A 22101-nucleotide genomic window follows, 5' to 3' on the forward strand; every position below is an offset into this window, starting at 1 on the left:
ATAGATATTCATGCAAAAACAACAGGTTAATCGGACAGAGTTAGCTGCTGAATAACACCAGCGGCGCACTGTAGCTAACGTTATCCAGCGCGATGCTTTCGGCGATGGCGTAAGTTTCCCCATTTAACACATTGCGATACTGGCGATGAGCCAGTGATTCATTGAGCGCCACAGTGGTGTGTGTCCATTGCGCATCGGTAAATATCAGGCGCGGCACGATGATCAGCAGTGCGCTTTCGCTATCCTGACGGGCAAAGGCGATCACTTTGTCAGCGTGTTCCCCGGCGACACTCAGCGGCTGGTAGTCACCAAAACGGAACAGCGCGGGGCGATCGCGCCGCAAATGCAGCAGGCGGGCAACGATTTGCTGCTTCAGGCGTCCGCTCAGCCAATCCTGCTGCTGGCTGAAATCCGGCGCGCTGTGGATATCCAGCTGTTCTGCCAACCGGGCAAAGTCCGGCTCACGGCGGTTATCGGGATCGACAAGGCTGAAATCCAGCGCCTCGCAACCCTGATAGATATCCGGCACGCCCGGTGCGGCCAGCTTGATCACCGTCTGCGTCAGGCTATTAACCAGACCGGCACGGATAAACGGCTGCAGCGCATGGCCGAAGTCTTCGAGAAACGCGGTGTTCTGCGGTGACAGCAGCTGGCGCGCATAGCTCAGTACGGCTTCTTCATAGGCTTCATTATTATCCGCCCAGTCGGTGCGCAATTTGGCTTCCCGCAGCGCTTTTTCCACAAAGGGTATAAAGCGTTCGCACAGCGCCTCAAGCGCGGCGCTGTCTGTAGCGTGCATTGTGGCGGGCCACACACCTGCCAGCGCCTGATAGAGCATCCACTCTACCGCCGGTTCCGGGGCATCACCGTCATCCAGGGTGACAATGTGCGACTGATTAAGCTGGCGCCAGCGCGTGACATTTTCTGCCCATAGCGCGGGTGCTTCGCTCAGGGTATAGAGCCGCGCGCGGGCATCTTCACCGCGCTTAGTATCGTGGGTAGAAGTCGTGGAGATCGCATCCGGCTGGTGCGCAAGGCGCGTCTGCATCTCTTCATGGAAGTGCGCCACCGAGAAGGCGTGCGGCAGCGGTTCGGCACCCACTTCATTAATCGCCAGCGCCACGTTATTACGGAAGAACAGCGTATCCTCTACTGACTTCGCCATCAGCGGACCGGTCAGCTGCTGGAAACGGGCGCGGAACTCGGCCGCGTCGTGCTCGCCCTGTTCCGTTACGGCACCCAGCAGCAGCGCCTGAATAAAGCTGAGCGCAGCAGGTGAAGCGCTGTGTTTCACCTCTTCCAGCACCTGCAGCAGCAGCTCTTCACCGGCCAGCGGCATACCCGCTGCCTGTCCATAAGTGCGGTATACCGGGAAAGCGATCAGCAGCTCGCGCAGCGCCACATGCAGCTCCGCTTCGCCAAAGTTACGATGCTCCTGCTGCGTGACGTTACCGGCGATCGCCAGCAGACGGGCAAACTCACCGGCAAAGTTGCGGTCGACCATCAGCTCACGCGCCGCCCGCAGGCCAGCCCTCACGTCGTTACGCTGGCCGGTTACCGCTTCATAGGTCAGGTGCAGCATGTCAATCTGGCTATCATCAATCAGCGCATGCGAGAGCGCTGCGATGAACTCGTACCCGGTTGTGCCGGAGATCGGCCATTCGTCGGGCAGCTGTTCACCCTCAGCAAGAATTTTCTCCACCGTGATGTAACACGCGTCGCCCACAGCCTGGCGCAGCTGCTGCAGATAGCCCAACGGATCGGCCAGACCGTCAACGTGATCAACGCGCAGGCCATCCACGACACCGGCATGCACCAGTTCAAGGATGAGCCGGTGGGTATCCGCAAATACCGCTTCATCCTCTACGCGCACGCCCACCAGACCGGTGATCTCAAAAAAGCGACGGTAAGAGAGCTGGCTGCGTGCCGTGCGCCAGCTGGTCAGCTGCCATGGCTGCTGCGCATGCAGGGCCGTAATGGCGGCCGGATCGCGCATTGCCAGTACATCGCTCTCGCGTCCCTGCCAGCTGGCAGGCGTAAGCGGATACTCGCTGTCGAAGTAGGCCAGCACCGGTTTACCACTTGTACTACCCGCCTTAATGCTCAGGTCACCGTTCGCCAGCACGCGGTCAAAATCGTCTCCGAGGAACGGCAGCGTCAGCTTGCGTGACCAGTCGATATCAAAATAGCGTGCATAAGCGCTGGCTTCACCATGCTCAATCACATCGTGCCACCAGGCGTTCTCCAGTGACGCGGCCATGTGATTTGGCACGATATCCAGAATCAGGCCGATTTCTGCCTGCTTCAGCGCCGCAGAGAGGCGATCAAAACCGGCGCGACCGCCGATGGCCGGATCGATCTCGTTGGCATCGGTGACATCGTAGCCGTGTGTGGAATCACGGGTGGCGGTAAAGATGGGCGAAGCGTACAGATGACTGATGCCGAGCTGCTGTAAATAGGGCACCAGCGCCGCCGCGCGGTCAAACGTCATGCCGTTACGAAACTGAATACGATACGTCGCGGTTGGTATACTCATTGTGCAGCTCCCTGGGCAAGACGCACGATAATGGAATGCTGCGGCAGATCGCCGCTCTCCTGCGGCCAGGCAAAAATTGTTTCACCCGGCATCTCCGGCAGCGCCTGCGTCTGCCTCTCAATATTCAGCGCCAGCGACAGCTGCCCCTGCGGGAACTGCCAGCTCACTGCAACCATGCCTGGCGCGGTATGCAGCACGGTACCGCTGTTGCCTTGCGCGTCGGCCAGCAGCGGCACAATATGGTGCTGACGCAGCTGCAGCAGCTGGCGCGTCAGAGAGAGCCAGGCTTTGCCTTCCGCGCTCTGCTGCTTGTCCCAGTCCAGCCGGGATCGGATAAAGGTCTCTTCTGCGTTGGGATCGGGCACATTGTCGTCGTGGCCGGCATGACCGGTAAATTCACGCGCGCGGCCTTCGCGCACCGCTTTGGCTAAATCGCCGTGGAAATCGGTAAAGAACAGGAACGGGTTGGTTTCGCCATACTCTTCGCCCATAAACAGCAGCGGAATATGCGGTGACAGTAGCAGGGTGGCCAGCAGCACTTTGGTGCGGTCAGCGCCTGCAAGGGTAATCAACCGTTCACCGTGTGCGCGGTTACCGACCTGGTCATGATTCTGGATGAAATCAACAAACGCCACCGGTGGCTGGCTAACGCTTGGCACGCCGCGGCGCTCGCCACTTTGCGGTGAGAGTTCGCCTGATAAGCGAAACCTTCTGTAAGGATGCGCGCAATCAGCTTTTCCGGCACGTCAGCAAAATCCTGGTAATAGGCGTGCGTTTCGCCCGTCGCAAACACGTGAATGGCGTTGTGGAAATCATCGTTCCACTCGCCGCTAAACAGTGGCGTATTGCCGTCTTTATCGCGTGGATGCAGGAAAATAACGTTACGGCTATCTTCCGTGGTGAGATGGACAGGACGCTCCGTGATTGTCTGGCGGATGCGCTCGGCGATCTCAATCAGGATGTGCTTGCTGGCGGTATCCTCAATCTGATCGATAGCATCAAACCGCAGGCCATCAAGATTGAACTCTTTTAGCCAGTAGAGGGGCGCTTCAACGATGTAGCGCCGGACGGCATCGACATCATAGGCGATTCCGGCACCCCAGGGTGTCATGCGCTCTTCATGGAAGAATTGCGGGGCCAGCAGCGGCAGATAGTTGCCCTCCGGACCAAAGTGATTAAGCACGATATCCAGCACCACCGAAATACCCAGCGCGTGTGCGGCATCAACAAAAGCTTTGAAATCATCCGGGGAGCCGTATGCAGAGTGCGGGGCATAAAGCAGCACGCCGTCATAGCCCCAGCCGCGATTTCCCCCAAACTGTGAGACCGGCAGCACTTCGATCATTGTGATACCCAGCTCCGCCAGCTGCGCTAAGCGGGGGATAGCGGCCTGGAACGTGCCTTCTGCAGTAAACGTGCCGATGTGCAGCTCATAAACCACGCTCTCCTGCCATGGCCGCCCTTGCCAGTCAGTATGCTGCCAGCGATAGCGTTCAGGATCGATGACAAGGGAAGGGCCGTTGACGTCGCCGCTCTGCGCCCGCGCGGCGGGATCGGGAACAGTTGTGCCATCAGCCAGCACATAGTTATATTCGGAGCCATGCTGCACGTTGTTAAGCGTCAGGCTAAACCAGCCATCGGCCTGCGACGACATAGCGTGCTCCTGCCCGTCAACGCGTAACGTGATCTGCTGCTGGCCCGGTGCCCACAGGCGAAAACGCACGGTGCCGTCAGCAAGGATTTCAGCACCCCAGGATTTTTCCAATGTTGTGGATTCCATTCTTTTGCCTCGTTAAGCCCTGAGCGGGCAATGGACGACATCAAGCGATTCGCGTTCCTGAAAACATTACTCTCTGAATACAAAAGACTAATCGCCCTGGTAAGTAAGCGAATACCCTGATAAACCGCTGAGTACACTGAAAAATCATAGTCTATATTTTCAAATTTAATTCCCGCTGCGCTTTAAACAGTGGGGAAAAGAAAATTTTCCGAATTGTTCGCTTAAGCCGCATTTTTTCGCTGTCATAGGCTACGGTTATGTTTACGCATTTAAACGATGCGCGAATAAAGCCAGACGGCACAGCAAAAATAATGAGGAGATTACTGATGAACGAAGATCGAATCAGCGGCAACTGGAAGCAATTCAAAGGGAAAGTAAAAGAGAAGTGGGGCCAGCTCACTGATGATGATTTAGACGTAGCGGAAGGAAAACGCGATCAATTAGTGGGTCGTATTCAGGAACGTTATGGCTACGGCAAAGATCAGGCAGAAAAAGAACTGAAAGATTGGGAAGACAGTAATAAGTACCACTGGTAAGTTCAGCCTGCCCCGGCACGCGAAGCGTGCCGGTATTAATGGTGCGTTCGTCATACCTCAATATCAGCTTATCTCTCTATTCTCTCTATTTCTTATCCTTCACGGACGTCATTTTTCTTCGCGAATTATTCCCGCTCTGAGAGCCTGTAATTTACGTTCGCTGAAGCGTCAAATATAGTCATGCCAATCTTCAGGTTACTCCTCGCACAGTGTGATATCGCCGCATCAATTATTGGGCGGCCCGGTACCCTGCATTGACACGCCCGCAATACTTTACAGCGGCCGACGATGATCGTCCCTGTTGAGCGTGAGCAGCGCCACAAAACTGACCAGTGCAGTGGCCATGACATACCAGGCGGGAATATCAGCGTTTCCGGTCTGTTTCATCAGGCCGGTGATAATTAAGCCGGCACAGCCTGAAAAGAGCGCATTGGATAACGAATAGGCCAGTCCCAGCCCGGTATAGCGCACACGCGTCGGAAACATTTCGGCCAGCATTGCCGGTCCCGGTCCGGCCAACATACCGACCAGCGCGCCCGCAATAAACACCACCGCCGCTTTAATGAGCATGCCATTGTCCGGACTCTGCAGCACCTTCAGCAGCGGAAACGCCAGCACCAGCAACATAAAGGTCGCCAGCAGCATGACGGTCCGGCGACCGTAGCGATCGCTGAGGATCCCCGCCGGCAGAATGGTGGCCGCAAAACCCAAATTGGAGATGACCGCAATCAGGAGCGCCTGATTGAAACCGGTATGCAGCGCCGCCTGCAGGTAGGTTGGCATGATGACCAGATAGGTATAACCGGCAGCAGACCACACCATTAAACGGCCGATACCCAGCGCGATGCGCGTGCGGTCGCAACCGGGGAGGCGTGTTCGGCCTCCGCGCCTTTTGTTTTTGTAAACTGCGGCGACTCGTCCAGACCGGTGCGCAGCCATAGCGCCAGCAGGCCCAGCGGCAGCGCCAGCAGGAAGGGGATGCGCCAGCCCCAGTCGAGCATTGCCGCCTCGCCCAGCATCAGCGGCAGGAGTGCCACGACCGCCGCACCGGCTAACAGCCCGAAGGCGACGGTGAGCGACTGCCATGCACCGTAAAATCCCCGCTTCCCCGGTGGGGCAAACTCAGTCATCAGCGCCACCGCGCCGCCGTATTCGCCCCCGGCGAACAGCCCCTGCAAAATGCGCAGCAGGGTAATCAGTAGCGGTGCCGCCACGCCAATAGTGGCATAGACCGGCACCAGTCCAATCGCCACGGTGGCCAGCGTCATACAGATCAGTACGCCAATCAGCACCGGTTTTCGTCCGTAGCGATCGCCCAGCCGGCCGAAAACAATTGCCCCTAAGGGGCGAAAGAAGAAGGCGACGGCAAACGCCGCATAGGTAAGGATCAGACTGGTCAGGGCGCTTTCGCCTGCCAGCTGGAAAAAGTTTTTGGCAATCAGCGTGGCCATAAAGCCGTAAACGGCAAACTCATACCACTCGATAAAATTGCCGACCGATCCGGCAATCAATACGCGCTTTTGGGTCGCAGACATGGCAACGGCAGCAGTCATTTCAGGTTCCTTATTGACAGAGGCGCTGACCATCCTGCGATTAGGAGCAAAGTGAAACAATGATTAGTTGAATTTGGTTGCTGAAAACCACTGTGAGCGCAAGGTTTGGCTTAACGGCGGGGGAAAGCGTCAGGGAAGTGGCGGCACGACGGCCGCCAGTAGATCGATGATTGCGCTATCAGGCAGGTTTTCGCTGCTGCACTTTGCGATGACGCTGTTTACGCAGCTTATCAATCAGCTTATGCGCTTCTGCTTCCGTCGCTACCGCCGGTGATGAGCCCTTCAGCGGTTTACGCGCGGTTTCGCTTAGCGTCAGGACAGTAATCAATCCGATAATCCCGGCACCCATCATGTAGTAAGCCGGCATCATGGCATTGTGCGTGGTATCCACCAGCCATGCGGTGATTAATGGCGTGGTACCACCAAACAGTGACACCGATAAGTTGAAACCGATCGCTAACGCGCTGTAACGAATATCCGTGACAAACAGTGCCGGTAGGGTTGCCGGCATGGTGCCGCTAAAGCAGGTATGCAGCAGGCCTAACACGGCCAGACCGGTAAATACCCACATCATATTGCCGGAGCCAATTAACATGAAGGCCGGGATCGCCAGAATAATTAATCCCAGTGCACCGAATCCAATCACCGGTTTACGACCAATGCGATCCGTAAAATGGCCCCACATGAGGGTTAAAGGCATCATGATAAACATCACCACCATGACCAGCAGCAGGCCGGATAATTCACTCAGCCCCAGTACGCCGGTTAAATAACTGGGCATGTAAGCCGTCAGCATATAATTGGAGACGTTAAACAGCAGTACCAGACCAATACATTTCAGCAGCGGTTTACTCTGCGTACGCAACATCTGCCAGACGCTGAGCGGTGGCTTATTGTGCTCAAGCTCTTCGCGTTTATCCATATGGTCTTTAAACGCCGGCGTCTCTTCCAGTTTCAGGCGAATATAGAGGCCAAACAGGCCCAGCGGTGCGGCAAGGAAGAAGGGAATACGCCAGCCCCAGTCCATCATGGCTTCGTGTGGTAATACCGCAATCATACCGGTTACCAGACTGGCGCCCAGCAGGTAGCCCGCCAGCGTGCCGAACTCCAGGAAGCTACCCATAAAACCACGGCGCTTATCGGTGGAGTACTCAGCGATAAATGTGGCGGCCCCGCCATATTCGCCACCGGTTGAGAATCCCTGTACCAGACGTGCCACCAGCAACAGAATTGGCGCAGCAATACCAATGCTGGCATAGCTGGGAATTAAACCGATACAGAAGGTACCGATCGACATCATAATCATGGTGAAAGCCAGTACTTTTTGTCGGCCGAAACGATCGCCCAGCGGACCAAATACCATGCCACCAATTGGACGCACTAAAAATGCTGCGGCAAAGGTACCGAAGGAGGCGATTAATTGCGCGGTGGTACTGGCATCGGGAAAGAAGACCTGTCCGATAATGACGGCCAGATAACTGTATACCCCGAAATCAAACCACTCCATGGTATTACCCAGCGCAGCAGCACTAACGGCGCGCTTCAGTAATTTGTTGTCGATGACGGTAATATCATCAACGGTGAGATCGGGCTTATTCGAAATCGTTCCTGTGCTCATAAATTCCCCATGAGTGATAATGGAGCGATCTTATAGCTTTCGCAGCCGATATTTCATTCATGGAAATGAAAGCTATAAGAGGCTGAAAGGCGGACACCTTAAAAAATATTTTTTCTTTACGCAAGTTTGTGACATATATCGCTGTAAATAAGCGTAGCGTTGAAGTAAGCGACTGTCAAAATGCGTAAGAGACGAATGAATGCATTATGTTGCGCAGAGGGAATTAACCCGGTATTTAGCCTGAGATGACGGGGCAGGGCAGTAATATCCAGGGGAATATGCTGCATCGCAATGAAAGACGTAACCTGCCTGCAAAAGCGATCCGGCCGCGCCGGCAGCTGGCTGTTTGTGCTTCAGCTGTTAAGGTTAACGATGTAACCAAACAGGAGGCGCTATGTTGAGTTATCTGTTTATCGGAGCGAATGATATGGCTGCGTCTGGCTGGTTCTATCAGGCGGTGCTGGGGCCGCTGGGCTATCAATACGAGTCTGATGGCAGGCAGCTGCTGTTCTCACTGCCAGATGTCGCGGATCGTGATAACGGGCCTGGTACCGTCTATATTGCGCCGCCGTTCAATGGCCAGCCGGCAGCGTCAGGTAATGGGTTCATGCCGGGTTTTCGTGCTGCAACCCGCATGCTGGTGGATGAGATCCACGCGGCGGGGATAAGCGCAGGCGGCAGCGATGAGGGTGAGCCGGGCACGCGCGAGCGTTACAACGAACACTTCTACGTCGCTTACCTGCGCGATCCCGCCGGCAATAAGCTGGCGGTATTTTGTAATGACTGAGGTACACGCTTTTTAGCCAGCGATCGTGACCGGGCATCAACCCGGCCCGGTACTGCCCGCCGCCAGTAACGGCACAATAACGTCACTGACAGGCGTAGCGATGCCGTGCAGCTGGCCATAGCGCTGGATGACGCCGTTGCGAATGTCCCACTCCAGCGGACGGTTAGCCTGGCGATCGGCCAGAATTGAGGTACCCAAATCCTCCGGTGCGCGCCGGAAGCCAGCCAGTATCTCCTCTGGCACGCCATCCTCAAGTACTGCACCTTCGGCACGCGCCACGGCCAGACACTCGTGCAACAGGGCCAGCGTCAGTCCGGCGATATCGTCACGCCTGAACATGCCTGCGCGCCGGTTCGCCAGCACCATCAAGCCAGCCGCAGCATTTTGCAGCAGCTTGCGCCAGGCAACCGAAAGAAAATCTGCCGCCAGATCCACCGCACAGCGCGTACCGCTCAGCGCGGCGACGATCGGTTGCGCTTGCAGCACGTCCGGCAATGTCAGACGAGGCTGCGCCCGCAGCCACACGGAGGCATCCGCTTCACGCTGCGCCGGAAACCACACTACAGAGGGCAGCACGGTGGCTCCTTGCACATACGGGGCCAGCTGCGTCTGCTGTTCAACGCCGTTCTGCAGCGCACATACCACGGTGCGTTCGTCACACAGCGAAGCCAGCCAGGGCGCGCACTCTTCAACCTGGGTGGTTTTGACCGCCACAAACAGCAGATCAACCGGTTGCGTAACGTCTGCAGGCTGATTGAGTACCGGGCCTGGCACCGTCACTTCACCCTCATCGTGCCGCAGAATAAGCTGCGCATGTGCCGTGCGACCGCACAGCAGCGGCGTTCTGTTGACCTCATGCAGCGCAGCCGCAATGGTGGTGCCGATGGCACCCGGACCTAAAAGCGCAATTTTGTGACGTTCAGACATTCTGCATCCTCCTCAACCGATAATGATTGTGCCGAGAGCGATAACCGTACACGCCGCCATTTTGCGCAGCGTTAACCTCTCACCCAGAAACAGATAGCCCAGAAGCGCGGCGAAGAGCACGCTGGTTTCACGCAGGCTGAAACGGCGCCCATCGGCGCTGCGGCCATGGCACAGATAATGATGCCGTAAGCGAGTAGCGAGATTAAACCGCCGGTTGCGGCGCTGAGCACACCGGGCTGCCAGCGCAGCAAACTTCTGCTGTCACGCAGCGTAATATAGAGTGCCGGCATCATTACGCCCCAGAGCGCGCTCATCCAGGCGGTATAAGCCAGCGCATTGCCGGACACGCGTACCCCCATGCCATCCACCACGCTGTAGGCCGCAATAAACGCACCGGTCGCCAGCGAATAGCCTAAGCCCGTCGAGGCGATTTTGCCGCGGCGCACGGCCAGCAGCAGAATGCCGCCGGAGATGAGCGCAATACCGCTAAGCGTACTCAGCGCAATCTGTTCGCCGGCGAACAGCGCTGCAGCGCAGGTCACCAGCAGGGGCGAAGAGCCGCGCGCAATCGGGTAAGTTTGTCCCAGATCGCCGCTTTGGTAACTGCGCACCAGGCACAGGTTATAGCCCACATGCAGCAGCGCCGAGAGCAGCGCATACTTCCAGCTGGCGCTATCCGGCGGCGGCAGAAAAAGCGCACCAATAATGCAGGTAAGGGCAATGGCCACACACATGATGGTCATCGACCACAAGCGATCGTTGCCGCCCCGCAGCAGCGTGTTCCAGCCCGCGTGCAGCAGCGCGGCAAAAAGGGTCAGTAAAATGATATGGGTTGGCATACGCCGATGCTAAGGCTGTACCGGCGACAAGTTAAGCGAAGATTCATCATTGGCGCATGAGTAAATGCTCATACCTGATAGTTATGCTGTGCCTGCTGCGAAGCCGCCTGCAGCCAGTGACGGAAATCAACAATGTGCGGCTGTGTTTCAAGCCCCTGCGGGCAGACAAAATAGTAGGCCGCCGGCGACGGGAAAGGCACAGCGAACAGGCGTATCAGCGTGCCATCCTCCAGCTCTTTCTCAACGTGTCCGCTGCGTGCCAGCGCCACACCCTGGCCCAGCAGCGCGGCCTCTATCGTCATATTGGTGTCGGCAAAGCGCACGCTCTCCTGCAATCCCTCCATACTTATACCAACCTGCTTAAACCAGCTTGCCCACTTGGGCACCAGATCGGCGCCGTCGCGCGTCAGTAACGGATAGTGCAGCAGCTGTGCCGGCGCGTCAGGTAGACCAAAGCGCTGCAGCAGCGCCGGGCTTGCTACCGGAAAGAGCTGCTCGCGGAACATGAATTCACTGAATAGCGCCGGGTAGTGGCCGTAACCAAAGCGGATTGCCACGCTGGCATTGTCGCGGGCGAAGTTGATCGCTTCATCGCTACTCTCAATGCTGACCAAAATTTCCGGATGCAAACGGGCCAGCTCGGGCAGTCGGGGCAGCAGCCACTTCAGCGCGAAGGAGTAAGTCGTATTCACGCGAAGCCGCATCCGCCCCTTCTGCTCGCGCACATCAGCGAGCGTGGTTTCCAGATTGCTAAAGAACGCCCTCACAATGGGAGCCAGCGCTGCACCGGCGGGCGTGAGGCTCAGCGTTTTACCACGCTGGAACAGCTGCACGCCCCAGATCTCCTCAAGATTTTTAAGCTGGTGACTGACTGCGCTCTGCGTAATACAGAGCTCTTCAGCTGCTGAGGTAAAAGTGGCGTGGCGTGTAGCCACTTCAAACGTGCGCAGCGTGGCGGTCGGCGGAAGATGGCGCATGATGGCGCTCCTGTGAATGCGCTATTGCTCATGGCACTTTACGCGGCTGAGCGAGGAAACGGTAGCGTTACGCTCGCATCCTGCGGTTGATTAACTATGGTTATCATTCAATCAACAGGGAGTGAAACATGTTTAAACATCTATTAACCGCCTGCGCGGTCGCCTTACTGGCCGGCTGCGGCGCGAATAACAGCGCCTCGCCGGTAACCGCACCAGGCGCCCCGGTCGCGGGTAAAACGGCACTTCTGGAGAGTGGCGCAGCAGCACTGCAATCGCGACCGCCTATCGACGCAATTAATACCTATCTGGATGGATTTCACTACTATTGCGGCAATAAGAGCGGGCAGATGGAGGCGCATCACTACGTGACGATCCTTAACGAGGATGTCATGCAGGCGGTGATTTATGACGGCAATAAAAAGGACGCCAAATTGATGGGCGTTGAATACATCATCAGCGAGCGCCTGTTTAAGCAGCTGCCGGCCAGCGAGAAGCAGTACTGGCATAGCCACCGTTATGAGGTGAAATCCGGTTCGCTGGTTGCACCGGGTATTCCGCCCGCTGCGGAGCACGCGCTGATGAGCAAAATCGCCAACACCTACGGCAAAACCTGGCACACCTGGCATACCGATCGCGATAAAACCCTGCCGCTGGGCGAACCTGCCCTGATGATGGGCTTCACCGCCGACGGCCAGCTCAACCCGGCGCTGCTGGCCGATCGCGATCGCCGCTTTGATATCGATACGCAAAAGATTCAAAAGTCGCGTGAGGATATCGCGGCGCACCCGGTGGCTTCAGGTGCGGACAACTGCCAGCGCGTGCATCATGAGTAGCGCGCTGCCGCGATAAGGTGTGCCGGCGGACGCTCTGTTATTCGTGATACACCTGGCTGCGCCCGCCATCGATAACAATATCGCTGGCGTTAATAAAGCGCGCTTCATCCGTAGCGAGAAACAGCGCGGTGTAAGCCACTTCGTCCGGCTCACCGATACGCTTGCAGGGGAGCAGGTCAGCCTGACGCGCGCGCTCAGCGTGCGGATCGGGGCAGCTCGCCAGCCAGGCTTCGGCGGCGGGCGTCATGATCAGGCCAGGGGAGATACTGTTAACGCGAATGCCCTGCGCCGCATACTCCACGCCAAGCGAGCGCGTCAGACCAATCAGGCCATGCTTAGCAACCGGATAGGGAAAGGCGCCGGGGATGATTTTATGGCCGTGCACTGATGCAACGTTGACGATATTGCCGTAGCGGCGCGCCAGCATGCCGGGCAAAACGCTGCGGATCAGGTTATAGGGCCCCTTCAGATTGGTCTCCATACAGCGTTGCCACTCCTCCTCTTCCAGCGCCAGCGGATCGCGGAAGACATTAACGCCCGCACAGTTGATCAAAATATCGATGTGGCCGAGCGCCGCCAGCGTCTGCTGGACGGCACGCTGCACCGATTGCGGCTGTGTTACATCCGCGGCGCAGGCGATGCAGCGCTGACCGTACTGTTGCTGCATCTGCGCCGCCAGCGCCGCGGTTGCCTCCGTGTGCAGATCCAGCAGCGCCAGGCTGGCGCCTTCACGGGTAAACAGTCGGGCAATGGCGCTGCCAATGCCGCTGCCCGCACCGGTAATCATGGCCGTTTTATTCTGTAATCGTTCAGACATAGTCGCTTCCTTATGAGGATGTCGGCAGAACCAGCCAGTCAGCGAGCTGAATCGTCTGAGCGCCGCGCTGGAGTGTGATCAGTGGCCAGCTGTCGGTGCGTGTCATCGCCTGCAGGCCGTGGTCGGTAATCAGAAAGGTCTCTTCGCTCTTCACGCCGCTCAGGGTCGGGTTCCACGCCACCGCAGTATTACTCTGCACGTTGCCCGGCGTGTCTGGCGTGATGATCCAGTCACGACAGCCGTAACCGGCCGGGCCGCCCTGGTGATGCGCGCGCCAGGCATCGCGGTGTCCATGCTGCTGGTAAGCGTGGGTAATCGCCGTAAAAACATCAGACCAGCGGCGCAGCGGCAGCGTGGCAGCCAGCATATCGGCATGAATGTTAGCAAGGGTCAGGATGCGCTGCCGCAGTGCGGCATCCGGTTCACCGATATGCACCAGGCGCGACAGGCTCACGTGCAGACCTGCCCGCTCAGCACCCAGGGTAATCATCAACTGGCGCTGCACGCTCTTCCCGGTCGGCACCGGATGTTTGAACGCAGCGATACGCTCATCAGCGGCCACCAGCGTGCACATCGGACGAATACCCTGCGGCAGGCAGGCGGCAATGATAGCCGCTTCAACCTGGCGCTCGGTTATCCCGGCCGTTACGTGGCGCGCCACGTTCTCAACAATCAGTGCGGTGGCGACGCCCAGCGCATGAAAGCGCTGCTGCTCATTCGTGTTCAGCCCCTGGCGCAGGCTAATCATGCGCGCCTGAATATCAGTGGCACTGGCGAGCGGCATGTCGCTACCGAGGGTGCCAGCCGGTAACACGCTGCTCAGCGACTGATACCACGGATAGTGCTGTGTTGCGCAGGCGAAGGGCAGCGGTTCCTCGGCCAGAATACGGGGCAGTTCATTGTCAGGGGCCAATAACAGCACGTTGTTCTGCGTAATCAACAGGCTGGCGACACCGGTCTCGGCGCGCTCAACGACAGAGTAACTGGCGCCCTCCGTCAGCCAGGCGATGTTATCGCGGCGCGTAAGCAGCACCGCATCCAGCTGCCACAGCGCCAGCGCCTGTTGCAGACGCCGCAGTTTTTCACTCATGGCTAAGCCCCTCTAACAGCAGTGTGGCGGCGCGATGTGCTACCGCCATAACAATCGCATTGGTGTTGCCGCTGATGATATTGGGCATCATAGAGGGATCCACTACGCGCAGCCGACGCACGCCGCGCACGCGCAGGTCGTCGGTCAGCACGGCCAGCGGATCATCGTCACGCCCCATCCGGCAGGTTCCGACCGGATGGTACCCGGTTTTCACCATGCGCTTGCAGTGTCCGGCGATCGCCTCATCGGAGGTAATATCTGCACCAGGGAAGATCTCGTGGTTGACCATCTCCGCTATCGGCCTGCTGGCGATGACGCGGCGGGCAAAACGGAAGCCCGCAAGCGTGCGAGCCAGGTCCTGCGGATGGCCAAAAATTTGTGTATCGATAACCGGCAGCGAGTGGGCGCTGGCGTCCCGCAGCGTCACCTCGCCAGTGGCTTTGGGGCGCAGCAGCAGGGCGTTAACGGTCACGCCGTGTCCGGGATCGGCCCCCATCACATCGCGATCAAGATAGACCGTTGGCACGCAGAACATCTGGATCGTGGGCGTTGCATTGAAATCGAGCGGATCAAAGAAGGCGCAGGTCTCGACGCCGGTGGTGGTCACCGGTCCGGATTTGAACAGCATATATTGCAGGCCGGCTTTCAGCATCGGCCAGCCGCGATCCTGACCATAATAGCCAAATGGCCCGTTAGTCGTGGCGACCACCGGCACTTCATAGTGATCCTGCAGGTTTTTGCCCACGCCGGGCAGGTCATGACGCAGCGCGATACCGTGCTGACGCAGCTGCGCCTGCGGCCCGATGCCGGAGAGCATCAGCAGTTTCGGCGTCTGATAAGCGCCCGCTGCGAGAATCACCTCCTGGCGGGCCCGCGCCATATAGGAAACCCCTGCCTGGTGGTAGCGAACGCCGCTGGCGCTGTCACCCTCAAACAGGATCTCTGTGACCTGCGCGCCCGTCACAATGGTCAGGCGCGGATCGTCGCGCAGCGGATTGATAAACGCATCAACCACGCTGCAGCGCTTGCGCGTCTGGCCATCAATAGTGTGCTGCATAAAGCCGACGCCGAACGGGTTGCCGGTATTAAAATCCGGCGTATACGGAAGGCCCAGCTGCTGCATGGTTTTCACGTAAGCGCGACTCAGCGGACTGAAGTGGCCCAGGTGCGAAACCTTCATCGGCCCGCCCACGCCGTGCAGGGGCGCGCCGAGGTGATCGTTATCTTCGATAGCGGTAAAGTGCGGCAGCAGCGCGTCCCAGGACCAGTCAATGCCCTGATGCCCCAGCGCCTGGTTCCACTCCGCATAATCCTGGCGGTGACCGCGCATATAGACCATCGCGTTGACCGTCGAGCCACCGCCCAGCACGCGGGCCTGCGGGACAATCACGCCGCGCCCGTTGAGCTGAGGCTGGGCTTCCGTCTGGTGCAGGGTGAGATACTTATCGCTGGCGAGAAACTTCATGTAGCCCGCCGGCATCTTCAGGACCGGATGGTACTCATCGCGTCCGGCCTCCAGTAACAGCACGCGTGCGTTGCCCTCTTTCACCAGGCGGGCAGCCACAATACAGCCCGCGCTGCCACCGCCAGCCACAATATAATCAAACTCTTTCATGAATCTCTCTTTACTCTGAAGCCACAGAATCTAAACGGCGCAGGCGCTGCGCCCGGGGGTTGTGCTGCTCACCGGGATCAAGCGGGCTGAGCAGAAAACGCCAGGAGACGAAGGCGCTGACCAGATACAAAAAGGCGTAGCCCCAAATCACCCCCAGCGTGCCGAACAGCGCATTGATCGATCCGTATAACGCCGGGCCAAAGAAGGTGGATAACCCGGCGGCAAAGCAGTAGATCGCCATCGCATTGCCTTTATCTTTTGGCTGACACAGCGAAGAGAACAGCGCGGCGGCAGGGACATAGCCACACAGCGTGATGCCATATAAACAGGCGCAGGCGACGCTCAGGAAAAAGCTGCCGTGGCTCCACTGCGGCACAAAGTACATCAGCAGCATGGCGATCCCGGAGCCAAGACCGCCGAAGATCGTTAACACTTTACGCCAGCCCAGGCGGTCGCTGATCTTGCCGACAATCGGGTTAAAGCTCATGCCCACCAGCCCCATGATGGTGATCAGGCTGAGGTACTCAGTTTGTGAAAAGCCAATCTGTTCGGTGAAGAAGCCCGGCAGGAAAATAAAGAAGCCGAAGTAGGGGGTGGTATTGATAATGCGCACCACGGCAGCGGCGGCGATACGCGGCTCGCGCCACAGAATATCGATGCCGCCCATCAGCGTACGCCAGGTTCCCTGCTGCCTGTGTTCAGCATCCAGCAACGCGTGATAGCCACTGCGCTCTTTCAGCGCCAGCAGCATCACCAGTAAACCCAGCGCTACCAACACCAGCGAGAGCCAGAAAGTGGCGTATTCGCCAATCAGCTGTATCGAGAATATCGCCACCAGTGAACCGAGCGTTGGCAGCCCGCCGGTAAAGGCCAGCCAGAACCAGCCAGTTGCCGAGCCGCGCATATCAGCGGGCGCGGCGGCCTGAATCCACACCAAAAAGGCGTAGGCAAACATCGGATAGGCCACGCCGCGCAATCCGTAGGTGAGCGTCAGCAGTAGCACACTGTGCGCGGGCAGCGCTACGGCAAGAAACAGCACCTCAAACACGACCCAGATAACCCCGCCGATCAGCATCACTTTGCGCGGACCAATCAGGGTTGAGAGTGAACCGGCCAGCCATGAGCCCAGCGTGACGGTGACGCCATAAAAGGCGATCACCATGGCGGCAATATTGAGAGAGAACCCGTTTTCATGCAGGTAAGGAGCCAGATAGTTGGACTCCACGCCATCGCCGATCATAAACAGCAGAACGGCGACATAGCCCCACGCCAGCGCCGGCGGTATGCCAAGGCGGACCAGCCACGGATGGTTTGCAGATGATGTTGTCATTATTGTTTTCCGGTCAGTGTTGGTGTTAGCACAGTCAGGTCAGTGAGGACGGACTCTAAAACAATGGAGGTGAAGAGGATGGCGCAACCATCACAGAAGTCAGTAAACAGGGTTTAGTAATATCGGGCTGCAGAGTGGCAAGGAGAGAGTATGAAGCAGGCAGGACTGAACAATTCTCAGGTGCGCAAACATAACAAGGCGCTGTTTATGCATCTGATGTGGCGCCATAAGCGCCTGAGCAAATCGCAGCTGGCGCAGCTCAGTGGGCTGACCATTCCGGCAGCCAGTAAAATTTTGCAGGCGCTTTTGGAAGAGGAGAGAGTGCAGCACTCCAGCGCCACGCTCAGTACGCGCGGCAACAGCAATGGCAGTTTCGAGCTGCCCGCGGCGGGCGCATGGACGCTCTGTCTGTGCATTAAACCCACCAGCATCGAACTGCAGCTGGCTGATGCACGGCTGGTGGCGCAGGGCGAGTACCAACAGATAACGATCAATGCCTTAACCCCGGAGCAGCTGCTGGCGGAGATTGAACAGGTGTGGCGGCACACGGGCAAGCAGTGGCCGAAGCGCCGTATCAACCTTGCGCTGGCGGTGCATGGTCAGGTTGATCCGGTTACCGGCGTGTCGCAGCATATGCCGCAGGCGGCGTGGCGGAGCCCGCTGCAGCTGAAGTTCCTGCTGGAGGAGAAGCTGGGGGTTGAGGTGCGCGTCGATAATGATTGCGTGATGCTGGCGCTGGCGGAGAAGTGGCTTAACCGTAATGCGCTCAGTGAATTTTGTGTGATCAATGTCGACTACGGCATTGGCTCCTCTTTTGTCATCAACGGCGAAATTTTTCGCGGAAACCTGTATGGCAGTGGCCAGATCGGACACACCATTATCGATCCGCAGGGCCAGCGCTGTAACTGTGGGCGTCAGGGGTGCCTTGAAACGGTCGCATCCCTGAGCACGCTGAAACAGCTGGCGCAGCAGCGTACGCCCGATGCGCCACCGCTCACCAGCCGCCAGCTCCTGGCGGCATGGCAGGCAGGTGAGCCGTGGATTGTGGCATGGGCACAGCGCGCGGCAGAAGCGATCGGTATGAGCCTGTATAACTTTCTTAATACGCTGAATATCAATCAGATATGGCTCTATGGTCGCAGCTGCACCTTTGGCGATAGCTGGTTACAGACCCTTGTGCGACAGATCGATATTAACCCGTTCGATCCGCGTGATGCGCTCAAAAGCAGAGCGACCAATGTGCATTTTGGTCAGCTTGATCGCGCACGGCAGGTATTGGGCATTGGCTATCTCTACGTGGAGACCGATCCTGGCGCGGGCTAGTTCACTAAACTCCTGTTACTAAAATCTGTGAAGCTCTGAACTGTCACCTGCCGGTAACAGTGGTGAGATAGCCGCACTTTGACCCTGGTGCGGAGAGAGCACGTGGCTAATAACTCACAACTTAATATGCGTTACGTATGGAGCATCTGCCTGGTAGCCGCCTGCGGCGGTTTGCTGTTTGGCTATGACTGGGTGGTCATCGGCGGGGCTAAGCCGTTTTATGAAGCGTGGTTTAGCGTCACCGATCCGGCGGCTTCCGGCTGGGCGATGAGTTCGGCGCTGGTCGGCTGTGTGTTTGGCGCGCTGCTCTCCGGCTGGTCTGCCGATAAGCTCGGTCGCCGCATGCCGCTGATCGTCGCCGCGCTGCTGTTTGTGGTCTCAGCACTGGGTACGGCGCTCGCCAGCAGCTTCGCCCTCTTTATCGGATGGCGCATTGTCGGCGGCATCGGCATTGGTATCGCCTCTGCGCTCAGTCCGATGTACATCGCGGAGATCAGCCCGGCCGATCGGCGCGGTAAATTTGTGGCAGTGAATCAGCTGACTATTGTGATTGGCGTGCTGGCAGCGCAGTTGATCAATCTGATGATTGCCGACCCGGTAGCAGGCGAGGCCACGCAGGCTGCCCTGCGGGAGAGCTGGAACGGCCAGTATGGCTGGCGCTGGATGTTTGCTTCAGCAGCGGTGCCCTCGCTGCTGTTCCTCGGCCTGATGATGTGGGTACCGGAGTCGCCGCGCTGGCTGATGCTGGCCGGCAAGCGCGAGCGTGCGCTCAAAACGCTCAATAAAATTGGCTCACCGGACTATGCGCAGCAGACTTTGCAGGAGATTGCTCACGCGGTGCAGCGCGATCGACAACAGACGCGCGCCAGCTTTGCCTCTCTGCTGGAGCCACGCATGCGGCCAATCGTATTAACCGGCATGGTGCTGGCGATTTTCCAGCAGTGGTGCGGCATCAACGTGATCTTTAACTATGCGCAGGAGATATTCGCTTCGGCCGGTTTTGATATCAACGGCACGCTAAAATCGATAGTTGCCACGGGCCTGATCAACCTTGTGGCGACGATAGTCGCGCTGCCGCTGGTGGATCGTTTAGGGCGCCGCAAACTGATGCTGCTGGGTGCCGGCGGGTTAACGCTCTGCTACGCGCTGATCGCTGGTGCATATACGCTGGGCATTACCGGCTGGCCGGTATTGATTCTGGTGCTGGCGGCCATTGCGGTTTATGCCCTGACGCTGGCCCCCGTGACCTGGGTGCTGCTGGCGGAGATCTTCCCGAACCGCATTCGTGGCCTGGCGATGTCGGTAGCGACCCTGGCGCTGTGGATTGCCTGTTTTGTTCTGACCTACACGTTTCCGTTGCTCAACGCTTCGCTGGGCGCCGCGGGCAGTTTCATGCTGTATGGCGTGATTTGCGCGGCGGGTTTTGTCTTCGTGCTGCGTCGCGTGCCGGAAACCAAAGGGATCTCGCTGGAGCAGCTGGAGCAGCAGCTCACCACACCCGCTGCGGCTCGTGGCGAGCAGGCGCGGCAACCGCAGTAATGAAGTGTTATGTGGTCGCCCTGTGAGGCGACCACTTTACATCTAACGTCAGGGGGTCAAACCTGCGCCATCCCGCCGTCGACAAACAGCTCTGTCGCGTTGATGAAACTGGATGCATCGGATGCGAGAAACGCCACGACCTTACCAATCTCTCCCGCTCGCCCAGACGACCCAGCGGCACCTGCGCGGCCAGGGCATCAAACAGTCCCTGACGCTGATCTTCCGGCACCAAATCGCCTAAACCCGGTGTGCGCACAGGGCCCGGGCTGACCACGTTGATGCGGATGCCGCGCTCTTTAACGTCCAGCGCCCATGAGCGGGCAAAGTTACGCACCGCCGCTTTACTGGCACTGTAGACGCTGAAGCCGGCGGTGCCCTGCACGGATGTGGTAGAGGATGTCAGAATCACCGACGCTTTATCGCTCAGCAGCGGCAGCGCTTTCTGCACCGTAAACAGGACGCCGCGCACATTGGTACCAAAAATTCGGTCAAAGTGCTCTTCAGTGATGGCGCCAAGCGGCAGCATGTCGCCACCGCCGGCGTTGGCAAACAGAATATCCAGCCGGCCAGCCTGTTTAGCGATTTGGGCATACACAGTATCCAGATCGCTTAACTGCGAGGCATCCGCCCGAATGCCGGTGGCAGCGGCGCCAATGCTGGCGACTGCTGCATCCAGCTCCGCCTGACGACGGCCCGTAATGAAAACGCGTGCGCCCTGTGCGGCCAGCTCTTGCGCTGAGGCCAGGCCGATGCCGCTGGTACCGCCGGTAACTAAAGCAATTTTATCTTTCAGTGATGCGCTCATGATGTTCTCTCCAGTGTGTTTGTGATTGTGATGCCTGCGTTGCAGTGCATGGAGAGCAATGTAGCGTTGAGGCTTTTAGTGATAAATGGTGTAAAATCGAAAGGACTATTTCTCTGTGTGGATAATCGCTGGCGATGGATCAACTGATGGCAATTCGGGCCTTTGCCCGCGTCGTGGAAGCAGGCAACTTTACCCGGGCGGCGGATTCGCTGGATATGCCGAACGCCACGCTGAGTAAACTGGTGCAGGAGCTGGAGGCGCATCTGGGCGTACGGCTCCTGCAGCGCACTACGCGGCGGGTGACGGTGACGCCAGAAGGGCATGACTATTATGTCAAAGCGCTGCGCATTGTGCGCAACCTGGAGGATATCGACAGCGCGTTCAACGCGGTGAACGGAAAGCCACGCGGCCACCTGCGCATCGACATTGGCGGTTCAACGGCGCGCGACGTGCTTATTCCGGCGCTACCGGATTTTGTGGCGCGCTATCCGGAAATTCACATCGACCTTGGCGTCGCGGACCGCGCGGTTGATCTTATCAGCGATAATGTTGACTGCGTGGTACGCGGCGGCCCCTTAAGCGACTCCTCGCTGGTGGCACGCCATCTGGGCAATGCGCAGATGATCACCTGCGCGACGCCGGGCTATCTGAAAACTTATGGCCTGCCGGCTTATCCGCTGGAGCTGAAGAATGGCCACCGACTGGTGAGTTATCTGTCACCGCAAAACGGCAGGGCGTTTCCCTTCCGCTTCGCGCGCGACGCAGAGAAGATTGAACTCAAAACTGATCACCGGATAGGCGTAAATGAGAGCAACGCCCACCTTGCGGCTGCGGTAGCCGGATTGGGAATTATCCAGACCTTTCGTTACGCGGCGGCGGCAGATCTTCTTGCCGGGCGGCTGGTTGAAATCCTTGCTGACTGGCGACCGGCGGACTATCCGTTTCATGTGGTCTATCCGCAGAATCGCCACCTGACGCAGCGGCTCCGGGTATTTATTGAGTGGCTCCGCGAGGTGTTTCCGCCGCGACTCAACGGATGACAGGCGGTAATCAATCTGTTAGTTTTTTAATCTCTCTTTCCTCTTCATGAATACAGGCCCGCGCAATGACGATCTTTGCTGCACACGATTTGCCAGAACTTCTGCGCCTGTCTGCTTTCTGCTCTCCGCCACCGCCTGCGGCAATCGTTGTGGTTC

The 22101-nt window shown here is 58.2% G+C and carries 14 protein-coding genes and 4 pseudogenes; 6 read left to right on the forward strand and 12 right to left on the reverse strand.

The window, feature by feature from the left end; all coding sequences use genetic code 11:
* Positions 1–40 precede the first annotated feature (40 nt).
* Positions 41–2536: a malto-oligosyltrehalose synthase gene (gene treY / locus HA48_RS13440; RefSeq protein ID WP_128601766.1), complete on the reverse strand. Its 2496-nt coding sequence runs from the start codon at positions 2534–2536 to the stop codon at positions 41–43.
* Positions 2533–4316 (reverse strand): annotated as a pseudogene (gene treZ, locus HA48_RS13445) (malto-oligosyltrehalose trehalohydrolase). Before treZ ends, treY begins: the two are co-directional and overlap by 4 nt.
* A gap of 326 nt (positions 4317–4642) precedes the next feature.
* Between treZ and HA48_RS13450 the strand changes: the two are divergent.
* A complete protein-coding gene (locus HA48_RS13450) occupies positions 4643–4852 on the forward strand; it encodes a CsbD family protein (protein ID WP_128601767.1) in 210 nt (69 codons plus the stop codon).
* Positions 4853–5125: 273 nt separating this feature from the next.
* Here the strand turns inward: HA48_RS13450 and HA48_RS13455 are convergent.
* Positions 5126–6405: pseudogene (locus tag HA48_RS13455) on the reverse strand (MFS transporter).
* Between the two features lie 178 nt (positions 6406–6583).
* Positions 6584–8023 (reverse strand): glycine betaine/L-proline transporter ProP, encoded by a 1440-nt coding sequence (proP, locus tag HA48_RS13460; protein WP_128601768.1) that lies wholly within the window; start codon positions 8021–8023, stop codon positions 6584–6586.
* Between the two features lie 394 nt (positions 8024–8417).
* Here proP and HA48_RS13465 point away from each other — a divergent pair, with 394 nt between their 5' ends.
* Positions 8418–8810, forward strand: coding sequence for a VOC family protein (locus tag HA48_RS13465; RefSeq protein ID WP_128601769.1), 393 nt, complete (start codon positions 8418–8420; stop codon positions 8808–8810).
* A 36-nt stretch (positions 8811–8846) separates the two neighbouring features.
* Here the strand turns inward: HA48_RS13465 and HA48_RS13470 are convergent, their stop codons facing one another.
* The 3 genes and pseudogenes from HA48_RS13470 to gcvA all read right to left on the reverse strand — a co-directional run bounded on the left by HA48_RS13470 (position 8847) and on the right by gcvA (position 11553).
* Complete coding sequence (locus tag HA48_RS13470; protein WP_128601770.1) at positions 8847–9737, reverse strand: oxidoreductase; 891 nt, start codon at positions 9735–9737, stop codon at positions 8847–8849.
* Between the two features lie 12 nt (positions 9738–9749).
* Positions 9750–10576, reverse strand: a pseudogene (locus HA48_RS13475) (EamA family transporter).
* 68 nt (positions 10577–10644) lie between these two features.
* Positions 10645–11553: a transcriptional regulator GcvA gene (gcvA, locus tag HA48_RS13480; protein WP_128601771.1), complete on the reverse strand. Its 909-nt coding sequence runs from the start codon at positions 11551–11553 to the stop codon at positions 10645–10647.
* A gap of 128 nt (positions 11554–11681) precedes the next feature.
* Between gcvA and HA48_RS13485 the strand changes: the two genes are divergently transcribed.
* Positions 11682–12386 (forward strand): OBAP family protein, encoded by a 705-nt coding sequence (locus tag HA48_RS13485; RefSeq protein ID WP_128601772.1) that lies wholly within the window; start codon positions 11682–11684, stop codon positions 12384–12386.
* Between the two features lie 37 nt (positions 12387–12423).
* Here the strand turns inward: HA48_RS13485 and HA48_RS13490 are convergent, their stop codons facing one another.
* The 4 genes from HA48_RS13490 to HA48_RS13505 are packed head-to-tail and all read right to left on the reverse strand — an operon-like array spanning position 12424 to position 17238.
* Positions 12424–13203, reverse strand: coding sequence for an SDR family oxidoreductase (locus tag HA48_RS13490; protein WP_128601773.1), 780 nt, complete (start codon positions 13201–13203; stop codon positions 12424–12426).
* A 10-nt stretch (positions 13204–13213) separates the two neighbouring features.
* The gene (locus HA48_RS13495) at positions 13214–14293 is read right to left on the reverse strand and encodes a M24 family metallopeptidase (protein WP_128601774.1); all 1080 of its coding nucleotides are present in this window, start codon (positions 14291–14293) and stop codon (positions 13214–13216) included.
* Positions 14286–15908 carry a GMC family oxidoreductase gene (locus HA48_RS13500; protein WP_128601775.1) on the reverse strand — a complete coding sequence of 541 codons (1623 nt, stop codon included), beginning with the start codon at positions 15906–15908 and terminating at the stop codon, positions 14286–14288. Before HA48_RS13500 ends, HA48_RS13495 begins: the two co-directional genes overlap by 8 nt.
* A 10-nt stretch (positions 15909–15918) precedes the next feature.
* On the reverse strand, positions 15919–17238 hold the full coding sequence (locus tag HA48_RS13505) for an MFS transporter (RefSeq protein WP_128601776.1): 1320 nt from the start codon (positions 17236–17238) through the stop codon (positions 15919–15921).
* Positions 17239–17388: 150 nt separating this feature from the next.
* On the opposite strand from HA48_RS13505, the gene HA48_RS13510 reads away from it, so the two are divergent.
* Together HA48_RS13510 and HA48_RS13515 are read left to right on the forward strand one after the other, a co-directional pair.
* Complete coding sequence (locus tag HA48_RS13510; protein ID WP_128601777.1) at positions 17389–18561, forward strand: ROK family protein; 1173 nt, start codon at positions 17389–17391, stop codon at positions 18559–18561.
* 102 nt (positions 18562–18663) lie between these two features.
* Positions 18664–20100 carry a sugar porter family MFS transporter gene (locus HA48_RS13515; RefSeq protein ID WP_279626741.1) on the forward strand — a complete coding sequence of 479 codons (1437 nt, stop codon included), beginning with the start codon at positions 18664–18666 and terminating at the stop codon, positions 20098–20100.
* A 56-nt stretch (positions 20101–20156) separates the two neighbouring features.
* Here HA48_RS13515 and HA48_RS13520 read toward each other — a convergent pair.
* Positions 20157–20905: pseudogene (locus HA48_RS13520) on the reverse strand (SDR family oxidoreductase).
* 134 nt (positions 20906–21039) lie between these two features.
* Here HA48_RS13520 and HA48_RS13525 point away from each other — a divergent pair.
* Positions 21040–21945 (forward strand): LysR family transcriptional regulator, encoded by a 906-nt coding sequence (locus HA48_RS13525; RefSeq protein WP_128601778.1) that lies wholly within the window; start codon positions 21040–21042, stop codon positions 21943–21945.
* Positions 21946–22101: the final 156 nt, after the last annotated feature.

It is taken from the genome of Pantoea wallisii (assembly GCF_002095485.1).
GTDB lineage: Bacteria > Pseudomonadota > Gammaproteobacteria > Enterobacterales > Enterobacteriaceae > Pantoea > Pantoea wallisii.